Source organism: Pseudomonas sp. TMW22091 (assembly GCF_022496705.1).
In the GTDB taxonomy this organism is placed as follows: Bacteria; Pseudomonadota; Gammaproteobacteria; order Pseudomonadales; family Pseudomonadaceae; genus Aquipseudomonas; species Aquipseudomonas saxonica.
The window spans coordinates 24,031-40,866 of the sequence record NZ_SCFI01000010.1 but is presented as its reverse complement, the minus strand read 5'-3'; the positions used below and the strand labels follow the sequence as shown (position 1 = coordinate 40,866).

Annotated in this window: 14 protein-coding genes; 5 read left to right on the top strand and 9 right to left on the bottom strand. The window is 58.4% G+C overall.

The features are described from left to right. Nucleotides 1-55 precede the first annotated feature (55 nt). From EQV93_RS17695 to EQV93_RS17685, 3 genes are read right to left on the bottom strand one after another with little or no spacing between them, the layout of a single operon-like run. A complete protein-coding gene (locus tag EQV93_RS17695) occupies nt 56-1,639 on the bottom strand; it encodes an aldehyde dehydrogenase (NADP(+)) (protein WP_240892071.1) in 1,584 nt (527 codons plus the stop codon). 11 nt (nt 1,640-1,650) lie between these two features. After that, entirely contained in the window at nt 1,651-2,643 is a 993-nt protein-coding gene (gene araD1 / locus EQV93_RS17690; RefSeq protein ID WP_240892070.1) for an AraD1 family protein, read from the bottom strand. A gap of 11 nt (nt 2,644-2,654) precedes the next feature. After that, entirely contained in the window at nt 2,655-3,977 is a 1,323-nt protein-coding gene (locus EQV93_RS17685; RefSeq protein ID WP_122784284.1) for an MFS transporter, read from the bottom strand. A 190-nt stretch (nt 3,978-4,167) separates the two neighbouring features. Between EQV93_RS17685 and EQV93_RS17680 the strand changes: the two genes are divergently transcribed. The 3 genes from EQV93_RS17680 to EQV93_RS17670 all read left to right on the top strand — a co-directional run bounded on the left by EQV93_RS17680 (nt 4,168) and on the right by EQV93_RS17670 (nt 8,290). After that, nucleotides 4,168-5,904 carry an IlvD/Edd family dehydratase gene (locus EQV93_RS17680; protein ID WP_240892069.1) on the top strand — a complete coding sequence of 579 codons (1,737 nt, stop codon included), beginning with the start codon at nt 4,168-4,170 and terminating at the stop codon, nt 5,902-5,904. Between the two features lie 321 nt (nt 5,905-6,225). Next, nucleotides 6,226-6,951, top strand: a complete 726-nt coding sequence (locus tag EQV93_RS17675) for a FadR/GntR family transcriptional regulator (protein ID WP_240892068.1) — start codon at nt 6,226-6,228, stop codon at nt 6,949-6,951. Between the two features lie 112 nt (nt 6,952-7,063). Continuing rightward, a complete protein-coding gene (locus EQV93_RS17670; RefSeq protein ID WP_122782385.1) occupies nt 7,064-8,290 on the top strand; it encodes an alkaline phosphatase family protein in 1,227 nt (408 codons plus the stop codon). A gap of 62 nt (nt 8,291-8,352) precedes the next feature. Here EQV93_RS17670 and pepN read toward each other — a convergent pair whose 3' ends face one another. The 6 genes from pepN to EQV93_RS17640 form a co-directional block, all read right to left on the bottom strand. Next, complete coding sequence (pepN, locus tag EQV93_RS17665) at nt 8,353-11,010, bottom strand: aminopeptidase N (protein WP_240892067.1); 2,658 nt, start codon at nt 11,008-11,010, stop codon at nt 8,353-8,355. Nucleotides 11,011-11,022: 12 nt separating this feature from the next. Next, nucleotides 11,023-11,853, bottom strand: coding sequence for a DUF2797 domain-containing protein (locus tag EQV93_RS17660; RefSeq protein WP_122782383.1), 831 nt, complete (start codon nt 11,851-11,853; stop codon nt 11,023-11,025). Further along, a complete protein-coding gene (locus tag EQV93_RS17655; RefSeq protein ID WP_122782382.1) occupies nt 11,850-12,110 on the bottom strand; it encodes a YeaC family protein in 261 nt (86 codons plus the stop codon). Before EQV93_RS17655 ends, EQV93_RS17660 begins: the two co-directional genes overlap by 4 nt. A 178-nt stretch (nt 12,111-12,288) precedes the next feature. Next, nucleotides 12,289-13,167 (bottom strand): rhomboid family intramembrane serine protease, encoded by an 879-nt coding sequence (locus tag EQV93_RS17650; protein WP_122782381.1) that lies wholly within the window; start codon nt 13,165-13,167, stop codon nt 12,289-12,291. Continuing rightward, the gene (locus tag EQV93_RS17645; protein WP_122782380.1) at nt 13,164-14,135 is read right to left on the bottom strand and encodes a metallophosphoesterase; all 972 of its coding nucleotides are present in this window, start codon (nt 14,133-14,135) and stop codon (nt 13,164-13,166) included. Before EQV93_RS17645 ends, EQV93_RS17650 begins: the two co-directional genes overlap by 4 nt. After that, nucleotides 14,135-15,025 (bottom strand): NAD(+) kinase, encoded by an 891-nt coding sequence (locus EQV93_RS17640; protein ID WP_122782379.1) that lies wholly within the window; start codon nt 15,023-15,025, stop codon nt 14,135-14,137. The genes EQV93_RS17645 and EQV93_RS17640 overlap by 1 nt, the downstream gene beginning before the upstream one ends. 183 nt (nt 15,026-15,208) lie before the next feature. On the opposite strand from EQV93_RS17640, the gene EQV93_RS17635 reads away from it, so the two are divergent. Then, the gene (locus tag EQV93_RS17635) at nt 15,209-16,165 is read left to right on the top strand and encodes a DUF1853 family protein (protein WP_240892066.1); all 957 of its coding nucleotides are present in this window, start codon (nt 15,209-15,211) and stop codon (nt 16,163-16,165) included. 94 nt (nt 16,166-16,259) lie between these two features. Then, nucleotides 16,260-16,808, top strand: a complete 549-nt coding sequence (locus EQV93_RS17630; RefSeq protein ID WP_122782378.1) for a cytochrome b — start codon at nt 16,260-16,262, stop codon at nt 16,806-16,808. Nucleotides 16,809-16,836 lie beyond the last annotated feature (28 nt).

Below are 16,836 nucleotides of genomic sequence, written 5' to 3'. Positions count from 1 at the left end.
CGCAGAGGCCCGTAGCATTGAACCACCTGGCAGGCGGTTGCCAGCCAGGATCAAATCAGCCGATGGCCCGGTTCGAGAACTGGCCATCCACCAAGCGTTGAATGCCCAGAGGGTTGGCATTTTTCAACACATCCGGCAGCAAGCTGTCAGGGTAATTCTGCAAGCACACCGGACGCAGAAAGCGGTCGATGGCCAAGGTGCCCACCGACGTGCCGCGAGCATCGGAGGTCGCCGGATACGGCCCACCGTGGACCATCGAATCGCACACCTCAACGCCAGTCGGGTAGCCATTAAGCAGAATACGGCCGACTTTTTGCTCCAGTAACCCGGTCAATTCGCCGAACTGCTCAAAGTCAGTTGTTTCACCTATCAGCGTGGCCGTCAGTTGACCGCGCAGGCCGTTGATTGCAGCACTGAGCTGGGCTTGATCGGCGACTTCAATGACCACTGTAGTCGGGCCAAAGACCTCCTCCTGCAACACCTCGTCGCCCTCCAGCAACAAGCTGACATCCGCCTTGAACAGTTGCGGTTGGGCCTGACGGCCTTGCTGCATCTGACCGGCCACGTGCTCGATACGAGCATGGCTGAGCAAGGCGTCCAGACCTTTGCCATAACTGCGCAAGGTGCCTGCGTTGAGCATGGTCTGTGCCGGTTGCTCGCTGATTTGTCCGGCCAATTGTTCGATGAATGCGGTAAAGGCCGGTGAGCGAATCCCGATGACCAGACCGGGATTGGTGCAGAACTGCCCGCACCCTTGCACCACAGAGGCTGCCAGTTCGCGGGCAATGGTTGCGCTACGCGCCGCCAAGGCCTGCGGCAGGATAATCACCGGGTTGATGCTGGACATCTCGGCGAACACCGGGATCGGCTGCGGGCGTGCTGCCGCCATGTCGCACAGCGCGCGACCGCCGTGCAGCGAACCGGTGAAACCGACCGCTTGAATGGCCGGGTGCTTGACCAATGCTTCACCGACGCCCGAGCCATAAATCATGTTGAACACCCCTGCCGGCATGCCCGTACGCTCAGCAGCACGAATCAGCGCGTCCGCCACCCACTCGGCGGTAGCCATGTGCCCGCTGTGAGCCTTGAACACCACCGGGCAACCGGCCGCCAGCGCCGATGCGGTATCACCGCCAGCTGTGGAAAAAGCCAACGGAAAATTACTCGCGCCAAACACCGCAACGGGCCCAACACCCAAGCGGTACTGGCGCAAATCAGGACGCGGGAGTGGCGTACGATCCGGCAGCGCCTGATCAATGCGAGCTCCATAAAAATCGCCACGGCGCAGCACCTTGGCAAACAAACGCATTTGCCCGCTGGTACGCCCTCGCTCGCCCTGAATACGACCCGCCGGCAATGCCGTCTCGCGGCACACTATGGCGACAAACTCATCGCCCAGTGCATCCAGTTCATCAGCGATCGCGTCGAGAAATTCAGCACGGCGTTCGGCGCTCAAGGCCCGAAATGCCGGGTAGGCGCTGGCAGCGGCGGTCGCGGCGCGATCAACTTCCTGCGCCGTGGCCTGATAAAAATCGTAGGCCAGTGTTTCGCCCGTGATGGCATCGACACTCTTGACCAGGGTGCTGCCTTCAGCACTGCGTTGGCCGCCGATGTAGTTGTGTCCGAGAATCTGCGTCATGGGGTTTCCTTTTAAAGTGTGCCGATGCTGCCGGGTTCGAATACCGCGTCCACCGGGGCAATACCGTTGACCAGGGGTGCGCCGAACTCGGCTTGACTGATTTCGAAAATATCGCCGGGCTGTGTGCGAATGCCATCACCGAACGACAGGGTCGCCGTGCCGAAAAAGTGAATATGTACATCTCCCGGCCGCAGAAACTGGCTGTATTTGAAATGGTGATATTCGAGGTTTTCCAGGCTGTGGCACATATTGGCTTCGCCGCTGAGAAACTCGTTCTCCCACAGCACTTGGCCGTTACGCAGAATCCGGCTGCGACCCGCCAAATGCTGGGGCAGTTCGCCGACCCGCAGTTCAGGCCCGTACGAACAGCTGCGCAGTTTTGAATGGGCCAGATACAGGTAGTTTTTACGTTCCATTACATGGTCAGAAAATTCGTTACCTACGGCGAAGCCCAGTCGATAAGGCTTGCCGTCATGACCGATGACATACAGGCCACCGATTTCCGGCTCTTCGCCCGCATCTTCGGCAAACGGCGGCAAGGGGAACGGCTGGCCGGGGCGTACGACAATACTGCCGTCGCCTTTGTAGAACCACTCAGGTTGCACACCGGCCTGACCCGCAGCTGGCTTGCCGCCCTCCACACCCCATTTGAAGATGCGCATGGTGTCGGTCAAGGTCGACTCATCGCCCGCCTGCTGGTGCATTTTGTCCCGCGCCGAAGCACTGCCCAGATGGGTCAAGCCCGTGCCGCTGATCAGCATATGCGCAGGATCAGGGTGGTCCAGCGGCGGCAGAATTCTCAACTGCGCCAATAATTCCGGGTAATCATGGCTCTTGCCCAAACCCTGTTGGTCGACTTGTTGAGCGAGGCCGATGCCTGCTTCAATCGCGGCCAGGGCCAACTCGCGTACGCTGCTGGCATCCTGCACCTCACGCACCAGGCCACCGTCTACCAACCCGACGCGGCGCTCACCGTTGTTCAATTCAAACTGTACTAAACGCATAACAAGCTTCCTTAAGGATGAGTGGCCGCACGTGCGCTGGCCGCGAATTCAGTGGGTTTGAGCACGTGTTTGCGCTCCAGTACGCGGTACACGACAACCGTCAGGAATAACCCGAACACCATCACGCCCGAGAGGAAATACAGGCCCGAGGCCAGATTGCCGGTGTATTCCTTGAGTGCACCAATCACGAACGGGCCTATATAGCCGCCGAGGTTGCCGACTGAGTTGATCAAGGCAATCCCGGCCGCCGCACTGGCGCCTGCAAAAAAGCGCCCCGGCAAGGTCCAGAAAATCGCCGTGCAGGAAAACAGCGAGAACGCCACCAGGCACAGAGCCCCCAGTTGCAACACTGGAACCGTCAGCCATGCGCTGAAAAACAAGCCAATCGCGCCCACGACATACAGCCCGGCCAGATGCCCGTAACGGTCATTCAGACGGTCAGAACTGCGCGGAATGATCAGCAGGCCGATGATGCCGAAGATGTACGGCACAGAGGACACAAAGCCGGTGGTCAGGTCACTGCCGCCAAACTGTTTGATCAGCGTGGGCAACCACAGGCCCAGACCGTAGATGCTCAAGGTCACGGGCAGATAGAACAGCGCAAGCAACAACACACGCTTGTCTTTGAGTGCATGCAACGGATTGCCGTGACGGGTCTGACCGTACTCCTGCAAGTCCTTTTCCAGCTCACCCACCAGCCAGTCCTTCTCGGGCTGAGTCATCCATTTGACCTGTTTCGGGCCATCCGGCAGGTAACGCAGTACAGGCCAGGTGAGCAGAATGGCCGGCATGCCAATCACGATAAACAGCCATTGCCAGCCGTGCAGGCCGAACACGCCTTCCATCCCAAGCAAACCGCCCGATATGGGCCCGGTAATCATCATGGCGATGGGTTGCGAGAGGATGAACAGGCCCAGGATTTTGCCGCGATGGCGCACCGGGAACCACTGAGTGATGTAGTACAGAACGCCCGGAAAGAACCCCGCTTCGGCGACCCCGAGTAAAAAGCGCATCACATAGAAACTGTGCGGCCCCTGCACAAACGCCATGCCAATCGTGATGGCGCCCCAGGTCAACATGATGCGGGCAAACCAGCGCCGGGCGCCGAAGCGCTCCAGCATCAGGTTACTGGGAATCTCCATCAGGAAATAACCGATAAAGAACAAGCCCGCGCCTAACCCGTACGCCGCGTCGCCAATGCCAACGTCAGCGCCCATGTGCAGCTTGGCAAACCCCACGGCAGAGCGGTCTACATAGGCAATGAGGTAGAGCAGGATCAGAAATGGAATGAGTTTTAACGTAATGCGGCGAATAAGCCCGAGTTCCTGGCTCATATGAAGGTCTCCCATTGTTTTTGTTATGGCACCTCTGGAGTGGCCTCAGGCGGGAAAATGCCAGGATCAGCTCTCAGTTAAAACGGACTATATAGTAATACTATTTACCCAACAACACTTCCAAGACGGCATTTTTCCAGCTACTTTAGGAGCATAAAAATCAATTAGTCATACAATAAGAGAGTCCGCCATGTCTGATAAAACGCCTCCCCTGCGCTCCGCCCAATGGTTTGGCAGCGCGGACAAAAACGGCTTCATGTACCGCAGCTGGATGAAGAATCAGGGCATTGCCGACCATCAGTTCCAGGGCAAACCAATCATCGGTATCTGCAACACGTGGTCAGAACTGACTCCGTGCAACGCTCACTTTCGAACCATTGCCGAGCACGTCAAGCGTGGTGTCATCGAAGCCGGGGGCTTCCCGGTAGAGTTCCCGGTGTTCTCCAATGGCGAATCGAACCTGCGCCCGACCGCCATGCTGACCCGCAACCTGGCCAGCATGGACGTGGAGGAAGCGATTCGCGGCAACCCGATTGACGGCGTTGTGCTGCTGACCGGCTGCGACAAAACCACCCCGGCCCTGTTGATGGGTGCCGCCAGCTGCGACGTCCCCGCTATTGTGGTGACCGGTGGGCCGATGCTTAACGGCAAGCACAAGGGCAAAGACATCGGCGCCGGCACTATCGTCTGGCAGATGCACGAGTCTTATAAAGCGGGCGCCATCAGCCTTGACGAATTCCTCTCGGCAGAAGCCGGCATGTCACGTTCGGCGGGCACCTGCAACACCATGGGCACCGCCTCGACCATGGCGTGCATGGCCGAAGCATTAGGCACTTCGTTGCCGCACAACGCTGCGATTCCGGCAGTGGATTCGCGCCGTTACGTTCTGGCGCACATGTCCGGCATGCGTGCCGTACAAATGGTGCGTGAAGACCTGCGCCTGTCGAAAGTGCTGACCAAAGAAGCCTTTGAAAATGCGATTCGGGTCAATGCAGCCATCGGCGGCTCGACCAATGCGGTGATCCACTTGAAAGCCATCGCCGGGCGCATTGGCGTCGACCTGGAACTGGATGACTGGACCCGTATCGGTCGCGGCACCCCGACGCTGGTGGACTTGCAGCCTTCCGGACGCTTCCTGATGGAAGAGTTCTACTACGCGGGCGGTCTGCCTGCTGTACTGCGCCGGATGGGTGAAAACAACTTGATTCCGCACCCCAATGCACTGACCGTCAATGGTCAGAGTCTTTGGGAAAACGTGAAAAACTCGCCTATTTACGGCGACGACGAAGTGATCCGCGCCATTGAAAACCCGCTGGTGGCGGACGGTGGCATTTGCGTATTACGCGGCAACCTGGCGCCTCTGGGTGCCGTACTGAAACCCTCTGCTGCCACCCCGGCGCTGATGAAACACCGCGGGCAAGCCGTGGTGTTTGAAAACTTCGACATGTACAAAGCGCGCATCAACGACCCTGAACTGGACGTCACCGCCGATTCGATACTGGTGATGAAGAACTGTGGGCCCAAGGGTTATCCGGGCATGGCCGAAGTCGGCAACATGGGCTTGCCGGCCAAGCTGCTGGCCCAGGGCGTGACCGACATGGTGCGTATTTCCGATGCGCGCATGAGCGGCACGGCCTATGGCACCGTGGTCTTGCATGTGGCACCCGAAGCTGCGGCGGGCGGGCCATTGGCTGCCGTGCAAGAAGGTGACTGGATCGAACTGGACTGCGCCAGCGGGCGTTTGCACCTGGACATCAGCGAAGCGGAACTGGCTGCCCGACTGGCCGACATCGAACCACCGAAAAACCTGCTGATTGGCGGCTATCGCCAGCTGTACATCGACCACGTGATGCAGGCCGATCAGGGCTGCGACTTTGACTTCCTGGTCGGTTGCCGCGGATCAGAAGTACCGCGGCATTCTCATTGATCGAGCAACACCTGTAGTCGCAAGGTGGCAAAAAACCCGTAGCAGCTGACGAGCTCTGCGAGGCTGCGATCGGCGGCAAAGCCGTCGTAAACCCAAATAACCCGATGAATCAGAAACATCGTGGTCATAGCGTTGCGACGATTGCATCGTCGAACGTAGCCTCGCATTACTCGTCAACTGCTACGACGTGATCAGCGGGCGGGCAATTCGCAGCCTTCACCAGCAACTACAAAACGGTGCGGCATCCGGGTTTTGTGAGGTTTACGCCACGCGTGGCTGTTATCATCGGTGCCTTTCTGCCACAGGATCGACCTACGCCCTATGGATTATCGTCAGCCCTCCGAGCGCAAAAGCATGCACGCGCGCATCGTTCAGGAACTGGGCATGCAAATTGTCTCCGGGCGCTTTAAACCCGATGACAAACTGCCCGCAGAAGCCTTGCTGTGCGAAGAGTATGCCGTCAGCCGTCCGGTGCTGCGCGAAGCCACGCGGGTGTTGCTTGCCAAAGGTCTGGTGTATTCCAAACCGCGCGTAGGAACGGTGGTCAAGCCACGGCGTGAGTGGCACATGCTGGACCCCGATGTGCTGCATTGGCTGATGCAGAGTTCGCCGCAAAACGAATTCTTTGCCTTGCTGACCAGTGTGCGCAGCATTATCGAACCCGCCGTGGCCGCCCTCGCCGCTCAGCACGCGACCGACGAAGAAGTCGCCTCTATACGTGACGCCTATGAGCGCATGGAAAAGGCCGAAACACCTGAAGCGTTGTTACAGCCCGACCTGGATTTTCACAGGCGCATTGCCGATGCTACTCACAATGACTTGCTTGCCAATCTGTGCAATATGCTGTCGTTGGCGTTGCGTGAAGCATTAAAGCATTCAAATCGCCGTCCCAATTTGCATGAACTGGCGCTGCCTCGGCACAAAGCCATTTTGACGGCCATCGAAAACCACGACGCCCTGGGTGCGCGGCATGCCACGCTGGTGCAACTGGATGATGCACGCACGGCGCTGGATACAGTACTAAGCCAAGAACCCGTCACCGTGTGAACTCCACGGGGCGCAGAAACATCCCGTGGTTTAAATGCTTCAGCAGATTCACCCCAGTGAAATACACCGACTGAATACTCGCCGGTGTCCCGTTCCTTCACTGAGGTCTGCCATGCGTTATTCCACTGTTGCGCTTTCCATCGCCGCCTGCCTGAGCCTGTCATTGGCCTGTGTGCCAGCTCTTGCACTCACGCCCTCTTCAGCTGACAGCCAAAAATCCAAGACTCAAAAAGCCTTGTTGATTGGTGTCGACGGCATGCAGTACGAAAAATTGCAGGAAGCCATTGCACAGAATATGGCGCCGCACATTGGCAGCCTAAAACTGGCCAAGAGTTACATCGGAGGCATTGACGGCACCTCCACTGAACAATTGACCAACAGCGGCCCCGGATGGGCGACTATTTTGACCGGCAGTTGGGTGAACCGGCACCAGGTCGACGCCAACAATGGGGCGTTGCGCAACCAGGCGCCCAGCCTGTTCGAGCAACTCAAGCGCGCAGCGCCACAGCGCAAAACCACCAGCATTGTCAGTTGGGGCACCATCAACGACAACTTCGCCGAAGACATCGCTCAAGGCTATATCGACAGCGCCACCAAATGTCTGGACGTGGATCAGTGTGTGGCCGATAAAGCCGGCTACGAACTTGAACATGGCGAGTCTGACCTGGTATTCGCCCACTTCGACGAGCCTGACCTGGCGGGTCACGATCATGGTTTTGCCACTGAGTATCAGCAAGCCATTCAGGGTGTAGATGCGCAAGTCGGCCAGTTGCTGTCGGCGCTGGAACGTCGTCAAGCCACCCACCCGAAAGAGGACTGGTTAATCATCGTCTCGCCCGATCACGGCCGCCGTCTGCCGGACGGCTACAGCCATGGGCAACAAACCTTGAGTGAAAAGACCACCTTTATTGCGATGAACAAATCGGCTAACGCGCAACTGACCGACCCCGTCAGCGCGCCAACCAACCCGGGGCACAGCGGTTTGTATGGCTTTGCCAGCCAGGCAGACATCACGCCCACAATACTGAAGCACTTTGGCGTCACACCGGATGCGGCACAGCATTCAATGGACGGGCTGCCCTTGATCGGGGCGCTGGGTGTCAGACAGCTCACAGCTCAGGCTTTACCGGCCACCTCGCAAGTGGTGTTGACGTGGCAAGGCGACAAACCGCGTGGCAAACCCGTGCATATTTACCGTGACGGTCAGCACATCGCCTCTGTGCCCAATCATCAGGGTGAATACATCGATAACGACGTGAAAGACATCAATGGCAACGTCAATTACACCGTAGAGATTAATAAGGTGCCGGTATCACGCTTGGTGACCTTGCAACACTAAACCGACGGACATAAAAAAGGCGCTATCCGATTGCTCGGGTAGCGCCTTTTATACATCAGCGGTTAGGCCAGGCTTTTGCTGACCACTTCAAACACATCGCTGGACAGGTCGCCCGAGTTGCGAATGCGCTCAAGCTCAGCCTTCATCAACGCCTGACGGGCGCTGTCGTATTTACGCCAGCGGGTCAATGGCGCCAATTGACGCGAAGCAATCTGCGGATTCAAGGCGTTCAGCTGGATCACCAGATCGGCCAGGAAGCGATAACCCGAACCATCAGCTGCATGGAAGTTGATCAGGTTCTGGCCGGCAAAGGCGCCCACCAGCGCGCGCACCTTGTTCGGGTTTTTCAGGGTAAACGCCGGGTGCTCCATCAACTGCTGCACGCGCTTCAAACCGCCAGGCAGCGTGCTGCCTGCCTGTACGCTGAACCATTGGTCCATGACCAGCGGATCATCCTTGAAGTGATCGGCGAAGCTGGCCAGCGCTGCGGCTTTCTCTGCCTCAAAAGGCGAGTTGACCAGCACTGCCAGGGCCGTCAGGCGCTCGGTCATGTTGTCGCTGTGCTCGAACTGCTCCAGCGCCGCCGCCAAAACCTCAGGTTTACCCGTCAGCATCAAGTAAGACAGTGCGATATTTTGCAGGGCGCGACGGGCAAAATGCTCGGCTTCAGCCACATAAGGCGTGACTTTGGACACCGCGCGATTGGCCTGATAACGCGACCACAAATCATCGAACAGGCTCTGAGCCAGTTGCTTGCGGGCAAACTCGCGGGCCGTGTGGATCGCGTCGACATCGGCCACTTCGCTGATTTCAGTGAGGTAAGCCTCACCCGGCAACGACAGCATCTCGGCCACCATGGCCTGATCCAGGCTCGCATTGTTGAGCACGCTGCGCAGCGCTTCAACCAGACGCGGGTCCAGCGTCAGTGCTTCGCCACGTTGATGCTGGGCGATCAAGTCCTGCAACACCTGCACAGACAGTTGCTGGCCCGCATCCCAGCGGTTGAAACCATCGCTGTCGTGTTGCATGAGGAACATCAACTGGTCACGGCTGTAGGCAAACTGCAATTTGACCGGCGCCGAGAAACCGCGCAACAGCGAAGGCAGCGGCTTTTCAGGCACGCCTACAAAGGTAAAGGTCTGCTCGGCTTCGGTCACCGACAGCACCCGCGTGGTGCCCGCAGCGTTCGTCTCGCCCGTCAGTTGCAGCGGCAGTTCAACGCCTTGGGCGTTCAACAGGGCCAGTTCAACCGGGATCACGAACGGCAGTTTTTCAACCTTGTCCGGGGTCGCCGGGCAGCTTTGAGCGAAGGTCAGGCTGTAGGTTTTTTGCGCCGCATCATAGTGCTCGCTGACCGCCAGACGCGGTGTACCGGCCTGGCTGTACCAGCGCTTGAACTGGGACAGGTCGGCGCCGTTGGCGTCTTCCATGGCCTTGATAAAGTCATCACAGGTCACGGCCTGACCGTCATGGCGCTCAAAGTACAAGTCGCTGCCCTTTCGAAAGCCCACCTCGCCCAGCAGGGTGTGGATCATGCGCACCACTTCCGAACCCTTTTCGTAGACCGTCAGGGTGTAGAAGTTGGAGATTTCGATAAAGCTGTCAGGGCGCACGGCATGGGCCATAGGGCCGGCATCTTCGGCAAACTGGTGGGTGCGCAGGTAAGCCACATCCTGAATACGCTTGACCACCCGCGAGTTCATGTCGGCTGAGAATTGAGAGTCACGGAACACCGTGAAGCCTTCTTTAAGCGACAGCTGGAACCAGTCACGGCAAGTCACGCGGTTGCCCGACCAGTTGTGGAAGTATTCGTGCGCGACAATCGCTTCAACGCGCTGATGCGCGGCGTCGGTGGCGGTTTCGGCGCGGGCCAGAACGGCGCTGGAGTTGAAGATGTTGAGACCTTTGTTCTCCATCGCGCCCATGTTGAAGTCACTGACGGCAACGATCATAAAGATGTCCAGATCGTATTCACGGCCGTAGGTTTCTTCGTCCCAGCGCATCGACTTTTTCAGGCTGGTCATGGCGTGCTGGCACTTGTCGATGTTTTCCGGCTCGACATAAATGCGCAGGGCGACGTTACGGTCGGTCATGGTGATGAAGGTGTCTTCAACGCACCACAAATCGCCCGCCACCAGTGCAAACAGATAAGCCGGTTTCATGAACGGGTCTTCCCAGGTCGCCCAGTGCCGGCCGTCTTCGTCGGGGCCGCTGGCGATCGGGTTGCCGTTGGACAGCAGGATCGGGTAGCGATGCTGCTCCGCGACCACGGTGGTGGTGAACTTGCTCATCACGTCCGGGCGGTCGAGGTAATAGGTGATCTTGCGAAACCCCTCGGCTTCACATTGGGTGCAGAACATCGTGCCGGACTTGTACAGACCTTCCAGCGCGGTATTGGATTCGGGGTGGATCTTGACGCTGGTGTCGACCACAAACTGCTCACTGCTCGGGTGCAGGATCAAGTGGCTGTCGGTCAGTTGATAGTCCGCTGCGGTCAGTTCGGCGTCATCCATCGCCACACTCAACAGCTGCAGTTGCTGACCGTCCAGCGCCAGCGCCGGTAAACCTGCGCCGCGCGCAGGGTTGCGGCGCATCACCAATTGCGCATGGACCAACGTGTGATCCTCGAACAACTCAAAGGTCAGGTGCGTCTCGTCGATTAAATACTCGGGCGCCTGATAGTCCTTCAGGTAGATCATTTGCGGTTGTTCGGTGCGCATACGGGTGTCCTTTTACTGATGCACGGCCAGCTGGTAGGCCGTGTATTTGCGAATATTGATAACGCCGGTGTCGAAGATCAGGTATTGGCCCTTGATCCCCATCAGCGTGCCTTCAACGATCGGATCCTTGTCCAGATTAAAGCTGACAATCTTGCTTGGGTACTGTTCAACCGGGTAACAAATCTCGATGGGCTCGACGCTATGCAAGGGTTGGACCGCTTGCAAGCCAAAACGCTCCTGCAAGCTGTTCAAACCTTCGGCGCAGCTGTCAAACAGCTGATCACGCACCGCTGCGAGGTCGACCGGCTCGGCATTGCCCTTTAGCAGTGCCCGCCAGTTGGTGCGGTCAGCCACTTGAGAGCGGAACAGGTCTTCGACAAAACCCGACTGCTGACGGGTTGCGACGCGCACGATCGGCAACGCCTGACTGGCACCCTGATCGAGCCAGCGAGTAGGCAGCTGTGTGCCACGGGTAATACCGACCTTGACGCCCGAGGAGTTGGCCAGATACACCACGTGATCGGTCATGCAGAACTGCTCGCCCCACGACGGATCGCGGCACGTGCCTGCGTCGTAATGGCAACGCTCCGGGCTCATGATGCACACATCACATTGCGCCAGCTTGGTCATGCACGGGTAGCAATAACCCTGACTGAAGCTCTTCTTGGTTTTGCGCCCGCAGTGGGAGCAGTGAATCTCTCCCAGGAATTCCAGACGCAGTTTAGTGCCGATCAATGGATTGACCGGCACCTCGGTATCGCCCAAACGAAACGCGTACTGAACGGTCGGCCCTTCCAGACGTGCCGACATTTTGCTGATTGCACCGCGACCAATCTCAATCAATGGATGGCATCCGACTTGAACAGGATGTTCGGCACCGGTGCCGACTTGGAGCTGCACTCCTGCGGGCCCATGTAGCCAGTGCGCTGGTCTTCGGGCAGGTTGTTGACTTCCCAGGCGATCATGGCTTGCAACGACAGCTCGCGTTGCTCAGGAGTCAGTTTGTTACCGTCAGCCCATTTACCGATTTCTACGGCCAGTTTGAGGCTCTGATAGATCTCGGGCGTGATGTTTTTAATCATTTCGTTGAAAGAGGACATGGTTCTGGTTCCGCTCTTTAAAAAATAGTGAGGTAACGGTCGCAACACGATTCGTAGCAGCTGCCGAAGGCTGCGTTCGATGGCGCAACCGTCGTAAAAACAGGCAGCTCGGTATGCCGGTTAAACCCGGTATTCAGGTTTACGATCGCTTCGCAATCGGACGCCGCCTTCGGCAGTGCTACGGGTACATCGAAATTTTGCGACGGGCCCACAGCCCGCCCAGCAAGCCGGTCAGGCAACCGATCACCAACCCGCCCACATGCGCCGCGTTGGCAATCTCGCCAAATCCGATCATCGACACCAACCCGGACATGCACAGCGCCAGCCACACCAGCATCATCACCAGCACGCCGCGAGGCAGGGAGTACATCGGGTTGGGCGCCATCAACTGGTAAATCCAGATATGCCCCAGCAAGCCGTACAGCACCCCCGACAACCCGCCAAACAGACTCGGGCCGCCAAACAGGTATTGGGCGAAGTTGGACACCAGGCTGAATAACAGGCTCAGCCCTATCAAGTTGATGCTGCCCTGACGCATTTCAATACGACGCCCCAGTTCCCAAAACCACATGCCATTCATGGCGATGTGCAGGAAACCGAAGTGAATCAGCATGGGGGTAAACAGGCGCCACCATTGCCCCGACCCAAGGGTCTCGGACAACGGGGCAAACTGGATGTATTGACCGCGAATGGTGTAATCGACAAAGGTCAGCCCGCTCAGGGCCGAGAGGTTATCGCCCAGTTGCGTGACGACCGCCACAATCACGCACAGCAGCAAAATAATCGCAGTGGCCGGGCTGTCGCGCAGTTGCCGCACGAAGCCAGGCCGGGCCATCGGCGCCGGGCGTTCGACAATCGGCAGCTCATGTTCAGGATCACCCGCAGGAAAGCGCTGATACAGATTACGGACGTCCTCGGCAATGTTATCGGGCGCCCACAGTACCTGCTCGCCCGCTTCTTCACTGACGCGATGGGGCACTTGCAGGCGCTTGAGCAAGGCCACAAAACCGCTTAAATCGACCGACAAGGGTAGACGTAACACCTGTACAACACTCATTGAATCGCCTCCGGGCGTTCGACGTCGACCCACACAAACTTGCCGGGATCGAGGCGGGTTTCCTGATCAAGGCGGTAAGCCACCAGCTTGCCGTACAGCACGGCGCTGTAATCGAGACAAGCCAGGTTGGGCCGGATAGGCGCGGGTTTGCCGCTGCGCCAGTAATGCCCGACAAACAACAAAGGCTCATGGCTGCCATAGCGCAACAACGCGCTCTTCTCGGTTGAAGACAGCGGTTTTTGCGCCACGCGCTCGGGCAGTGCGTCAGGTTGAAACACAATATCTCCGTAGGTCTTGGGGTCGTCTTCCCAGAACTTGGTACGGAAGAACGCCCGCGTCAGGCCATCGCCACCGGTCAGGGTCATGCCATCGGGCAAGCGCATGTCGGTGCCGCGCAACAGCCGATTGAAGGTCAGGTTGGCGAAGCTTTCGGGCTGGGCCGCGGCCTGCAAGAAGGCCTCGTCAATGCAGCCATCGGGGTATTGCTGGCGCAGAGGGGCAATCACCTCCGCGTCCCAGCAGGCGTGTACCACGCGAAAGCGTTCGGCATCGACAAACAGCGGCATCTCGTAAAACCACTGCACAAACGCACGCCACTCGTGCGGGTACGCCTCGAACTGCTCAAGGGTTTCGTGAATAAGGCGGGCGTGGCGCGGGTTGTGTTCGCGCACAAACTGCTTGCCGCTGCCCGCGGGTGCAGGTGTGCACCAGCCCAGCGCGTTGAATTCATGGTTGCCCATCAGGCACAGCGCCTGACCGGCCTGAACCATGTCGTAGACGATGTGCAACGACTCGCGAATGCGCGGGCCGCGATCAATGATGTCGCCCAGGAACACCGCCATGCGTTGCGGGTGTCGCCAGACACCGGCGAGTTTTCGATAGCCCAGACGTTCCAGCAGGTGCTCAAGTGTATGAGCACAGCCATGCACGTCACCGATCAGATCGTAACTGCGCGCTGGATCGAGCATCAGTCAGCCCTGCCGCCCAGTCGGCTACCCCAGCCAAGCTTGGTCCGACACACTTCATAGTAGTTGTGGTCCAAAGGATGAATCAGACGCAGCTTTTGCGCTTTTTTGCTCACGGTAATGGTGTCACCCGGCGCGCAGGTGAAGTGGTTCTGACCGTCGCAGGAGACTTGCGGGTAAATCTGCATGTCTTTGGCTACCACTATTTTCAGCTCGCTGTTGCCGTCGACCACAATGGGCCGGCTGCTCAAGGTGTGCGGGTACATGGGCACAATGACGATGGCATCCAGTTTGGGATGCATGATCGGGCCACCCGCCGACATGGCGTAAGCCGTTGAGCCGGTCGGGGTGGCCACGATCAAGCCGTCGGCTTTCTGGCTGCACACGAACTGACCGTCGATATGCAGTTCGAATTCGATCATGCGCGTGGATTTACCGGGGTGCAGCACCACATCATTAAGCGCATCGCCCTGACCGATGGCCTCGCCATGGCGGCGGACTTCGGCTTGCAGCAAAAAGCGGCTTTCAACCAGATAGTGACCGTCGAGCACTTCGGCGACTTTGACTTCCAGTTCGTCAGGTCGAATGTCAGTCAAAAAGCCCAGGCTGCCACGGTTTATACCCAGCACCGGGACGTTGTGGCGGGCCAGCGCCCGGGCCGCGCCCAGTAAACTGCCATCGCCGCCCACGACAATCACCATGTCACAGACTTCACCCAGCAGTTTGCGCGATGAAGTTTGCAGGCCATGACCGGGCAACACCTCACCGATGGTGTCTTCAAGGATCACGTGCATGTGCCGTTCAAGCAGGAATTTTTTCAGTCGGCGAACCGTATCGAGCACCTGAGAACTGCCCAAACGACCAATGATGCCGATATTACGAAATTGCTCCATGAGGCTCCTGCAAGATTCTAGGCGTGCGAAAACAGCGATTATGGGCGAAACGCGCCGATAGACAAAACCCTTTCAGCCCTGTGACCGCTTGCTGTTTGATTGCAGTGGCAGGCATAACCCGCTGGATGCTGCCATATTGACAGGCACATTCTCAGGGTGATGCCAAACAGCTATGCTCGAATCATGATCCTATTTCCCGACTTGCTCACTCTGCCCCATCAACTGCGTCACCCAGAGGTGCGTGATCTGGCGTGGGTGATACTCGCCCCGCCAATGCTCGAACACACCCCTTGGCCACAGCGTCACCCCTTGACGGGCAGCGACTGGGTGCAAGCGCCACAGCAACTTGAGTGCTGGCTGCGTGAGCTGGATCAACACAGTGAGCCGCTCCAGCAATGGCTGGCGCTGGCCACCACGCGCCGTCTGGGCCGTTATTACGAGCGCCTGTGGCACTTTGCACTGCAACACGCCCCCGGGGTTGAACTGATTGCCGCCAACCTGCCGATCCGCGTGGGCGGGCATACCTTGGGTGAGCTGGACTTTTTACTGCGAGACCGCGACGGTGTGCACCATCTGGAAATGGCCATAAAGCTCTACCTTGGGCCGCAACAGGGCGATGGTCGCGACCCGGCGCAGTGGCTTGGCCCCGGCAGCAATGACCGGCTGGAGCGCAAACTTAAGCACTTCACACAGCACCAGCTGCCCATGTCGAGCCGCCCAGAAAGCCGCGAAATCCTCGCCGGGCTGGATATTCAAGCCTTCAGCGCGCATATGTGGCTGGGCGGCTATTTACTCTACCCGTGGCCCGGCCATTCGCAGCCGCCTGCCGGCGTCCACCCGCAACACTTGCGCGGGCGTTGGTTGCACCAGAGCGATTGGCCAGCGTTTACCCGGCAAAGTGCCGCCGGGTGCTGGCAGCCCTTGCCCCGGCATGCCTGGCTGGCACCGGCGCGTTATGGCGCCGAAGGCGTGTGGAGCGAGCAACAGCTCGCGGTCTGGCTGGCCGAATTGCACCCTCAGGCCCCGGCGCAACTGTTGGTGCGTCTGATTCAAAACGGCGACGGTGACTGGGAAGAGGCTGAACGCTTGTTTTTAGTCTCCGATCTTTGGCCAAATGTGCCGGGCACCCCTGAAAACTGACGCATCTCACGTGCAACATGGCGCAACAGGTTTAAAGTAATGGCACGCCGTCGCACAAGAACGGTGGCTTAGACCTGAACCGTGAGGAAACACCATGTCCTGGAAAAGCTCCACCGACCACTACAGTCGTATCTCCATCGCCTTGCACTGGTTTATGGTGCTGTTGTTTGTACTGATCTACGCCTCGATTGAGTTTCGCGGAATTTTCCCGAAAGACAGCGAGGGTCGGAACTTGATGAAAGACGCGCATTTTATGCTCGGGCTCACCGTTTTTACGCTGGTGTGGTTGCGCCTGCTGGCCAGAACCCTGGGCGTCGCGCCGAAAATCACCCCCACCCCGCCCGCCTGGCAGACGGCTCTCGCCACCTTGATGCACTGGGCGCTGTACCTGTTCATGATCGCCATGCCGGTCTTGGGCTATCTGGTGTTGAGCTACAACGACAAGTCAGTGTTCTTTTATGGCTTCGATCTACCCGTACTGACCGGCAAAGACCCGGACTTCGCCAAGCAAATCAAAAGTTGGCATGAGCTGGGCGGCAGCATTGGCTATTGGCTGATTGGCTTGCACGCGCTGGCCGGGCTGGTTCACCACTACCTGATCAAGGACAACACCCTGCTACGCATGCTGCCCGGGCGCAGTTAAACCGTGATGCGCCCGGCAGCAATGCCGG

Bases quoted from the DNA above. Each gene is read 5' to 3' on its own strand.
- EQV93_RS17695 (WP_240892071.1), bottom strand. From the start codon at position 1,639: ATGACGCAGATTCTCGGACACAACTACATCGGCGGCCAACGCAGTGCT.
- araD1 (WP_240892070.1), bottom strand. From the start codon at position 2,643: ATGCGTTTAGTACAGTTTGAATTGAACAACGGTGAGCGCCGCGTCGGG.
- EQV93_RS17685 (WP_122784284.1), bottom strand. From the start codon at position 3,977: ATGAGCCAGGAACTCGGGCTTATTCGCCGCATTACGTTAAAACTCATT.
- EQV93_RS17680 (WP_240892069.1), top strand. From the start codon at position 4,168: ATGTCTGATAAAACGCCTCCCCTGCGCTCCGCCCAATGGTTTGGCAGC.
- EQV93_RS17675 (WP_240892068.1), top strand. From the start codon at position 6,226: ATGGATTATCGTCAGCCCTCCGAGCGCAAAAGCATGCACGCGCGCATC.
- EQV93_RS17670 (WP_122782385.1), top strand. From the start codon at position 7,064: ATGCGTTATTCCACTGTTGCGCTTTCCATCGCCGCCTGCCTGAGCCTG.
- pepN (WP_240892067.1), bottom strand. From the start codon at position 11,010: ATGCGCACCGAACAACCGCAAATGATCTACCTGAAGGACTATCAGGCG.
- EQV93_RS17655 (WP_122782382.1), bottom strand. From the start codon at position 12,110: ATGTCCTCTTTCAACGAAATGATTAAAAACATCACGCCCGAGATCTAT.
- EQV93_RS17650 (WP_122782381.1), bottom strand. From the start codon at position 13,167: ATGAGTGTTGTACAGGTGTTACGTCTACCCTTGTCGGTCGATTTAAGC.
- EQV93_RS17645 (WP_122782380.1), bottom strand. From the start codon at position 14,135: ATGCTCGATCCAGCGCGCAGTTACGATCTGATCGGTGACGTGCATGGC.
- EQV93_RS17640 (WP_122782379.1), bottom strand. From the start codon at position 15,025: ATGGAGCAATTTCGTAATATCGGCATCATTGGTCGTTTGGGCAGTTCT.
- EQV93_RS17635 (WP_240892066.1), top strand. From the start codon at position 15,209: ATGATCCTATTTCCCGACTTGCTCACTCTGCCCCATCAACTGCGTCAC.
- EQV93_RS17630 (WP_122782378.1), top strand. From the start codon at position 16,260: ATGTCCTGGAAAAGCTCCACCGACCACTACAGTCGTATCTCCATCGCC.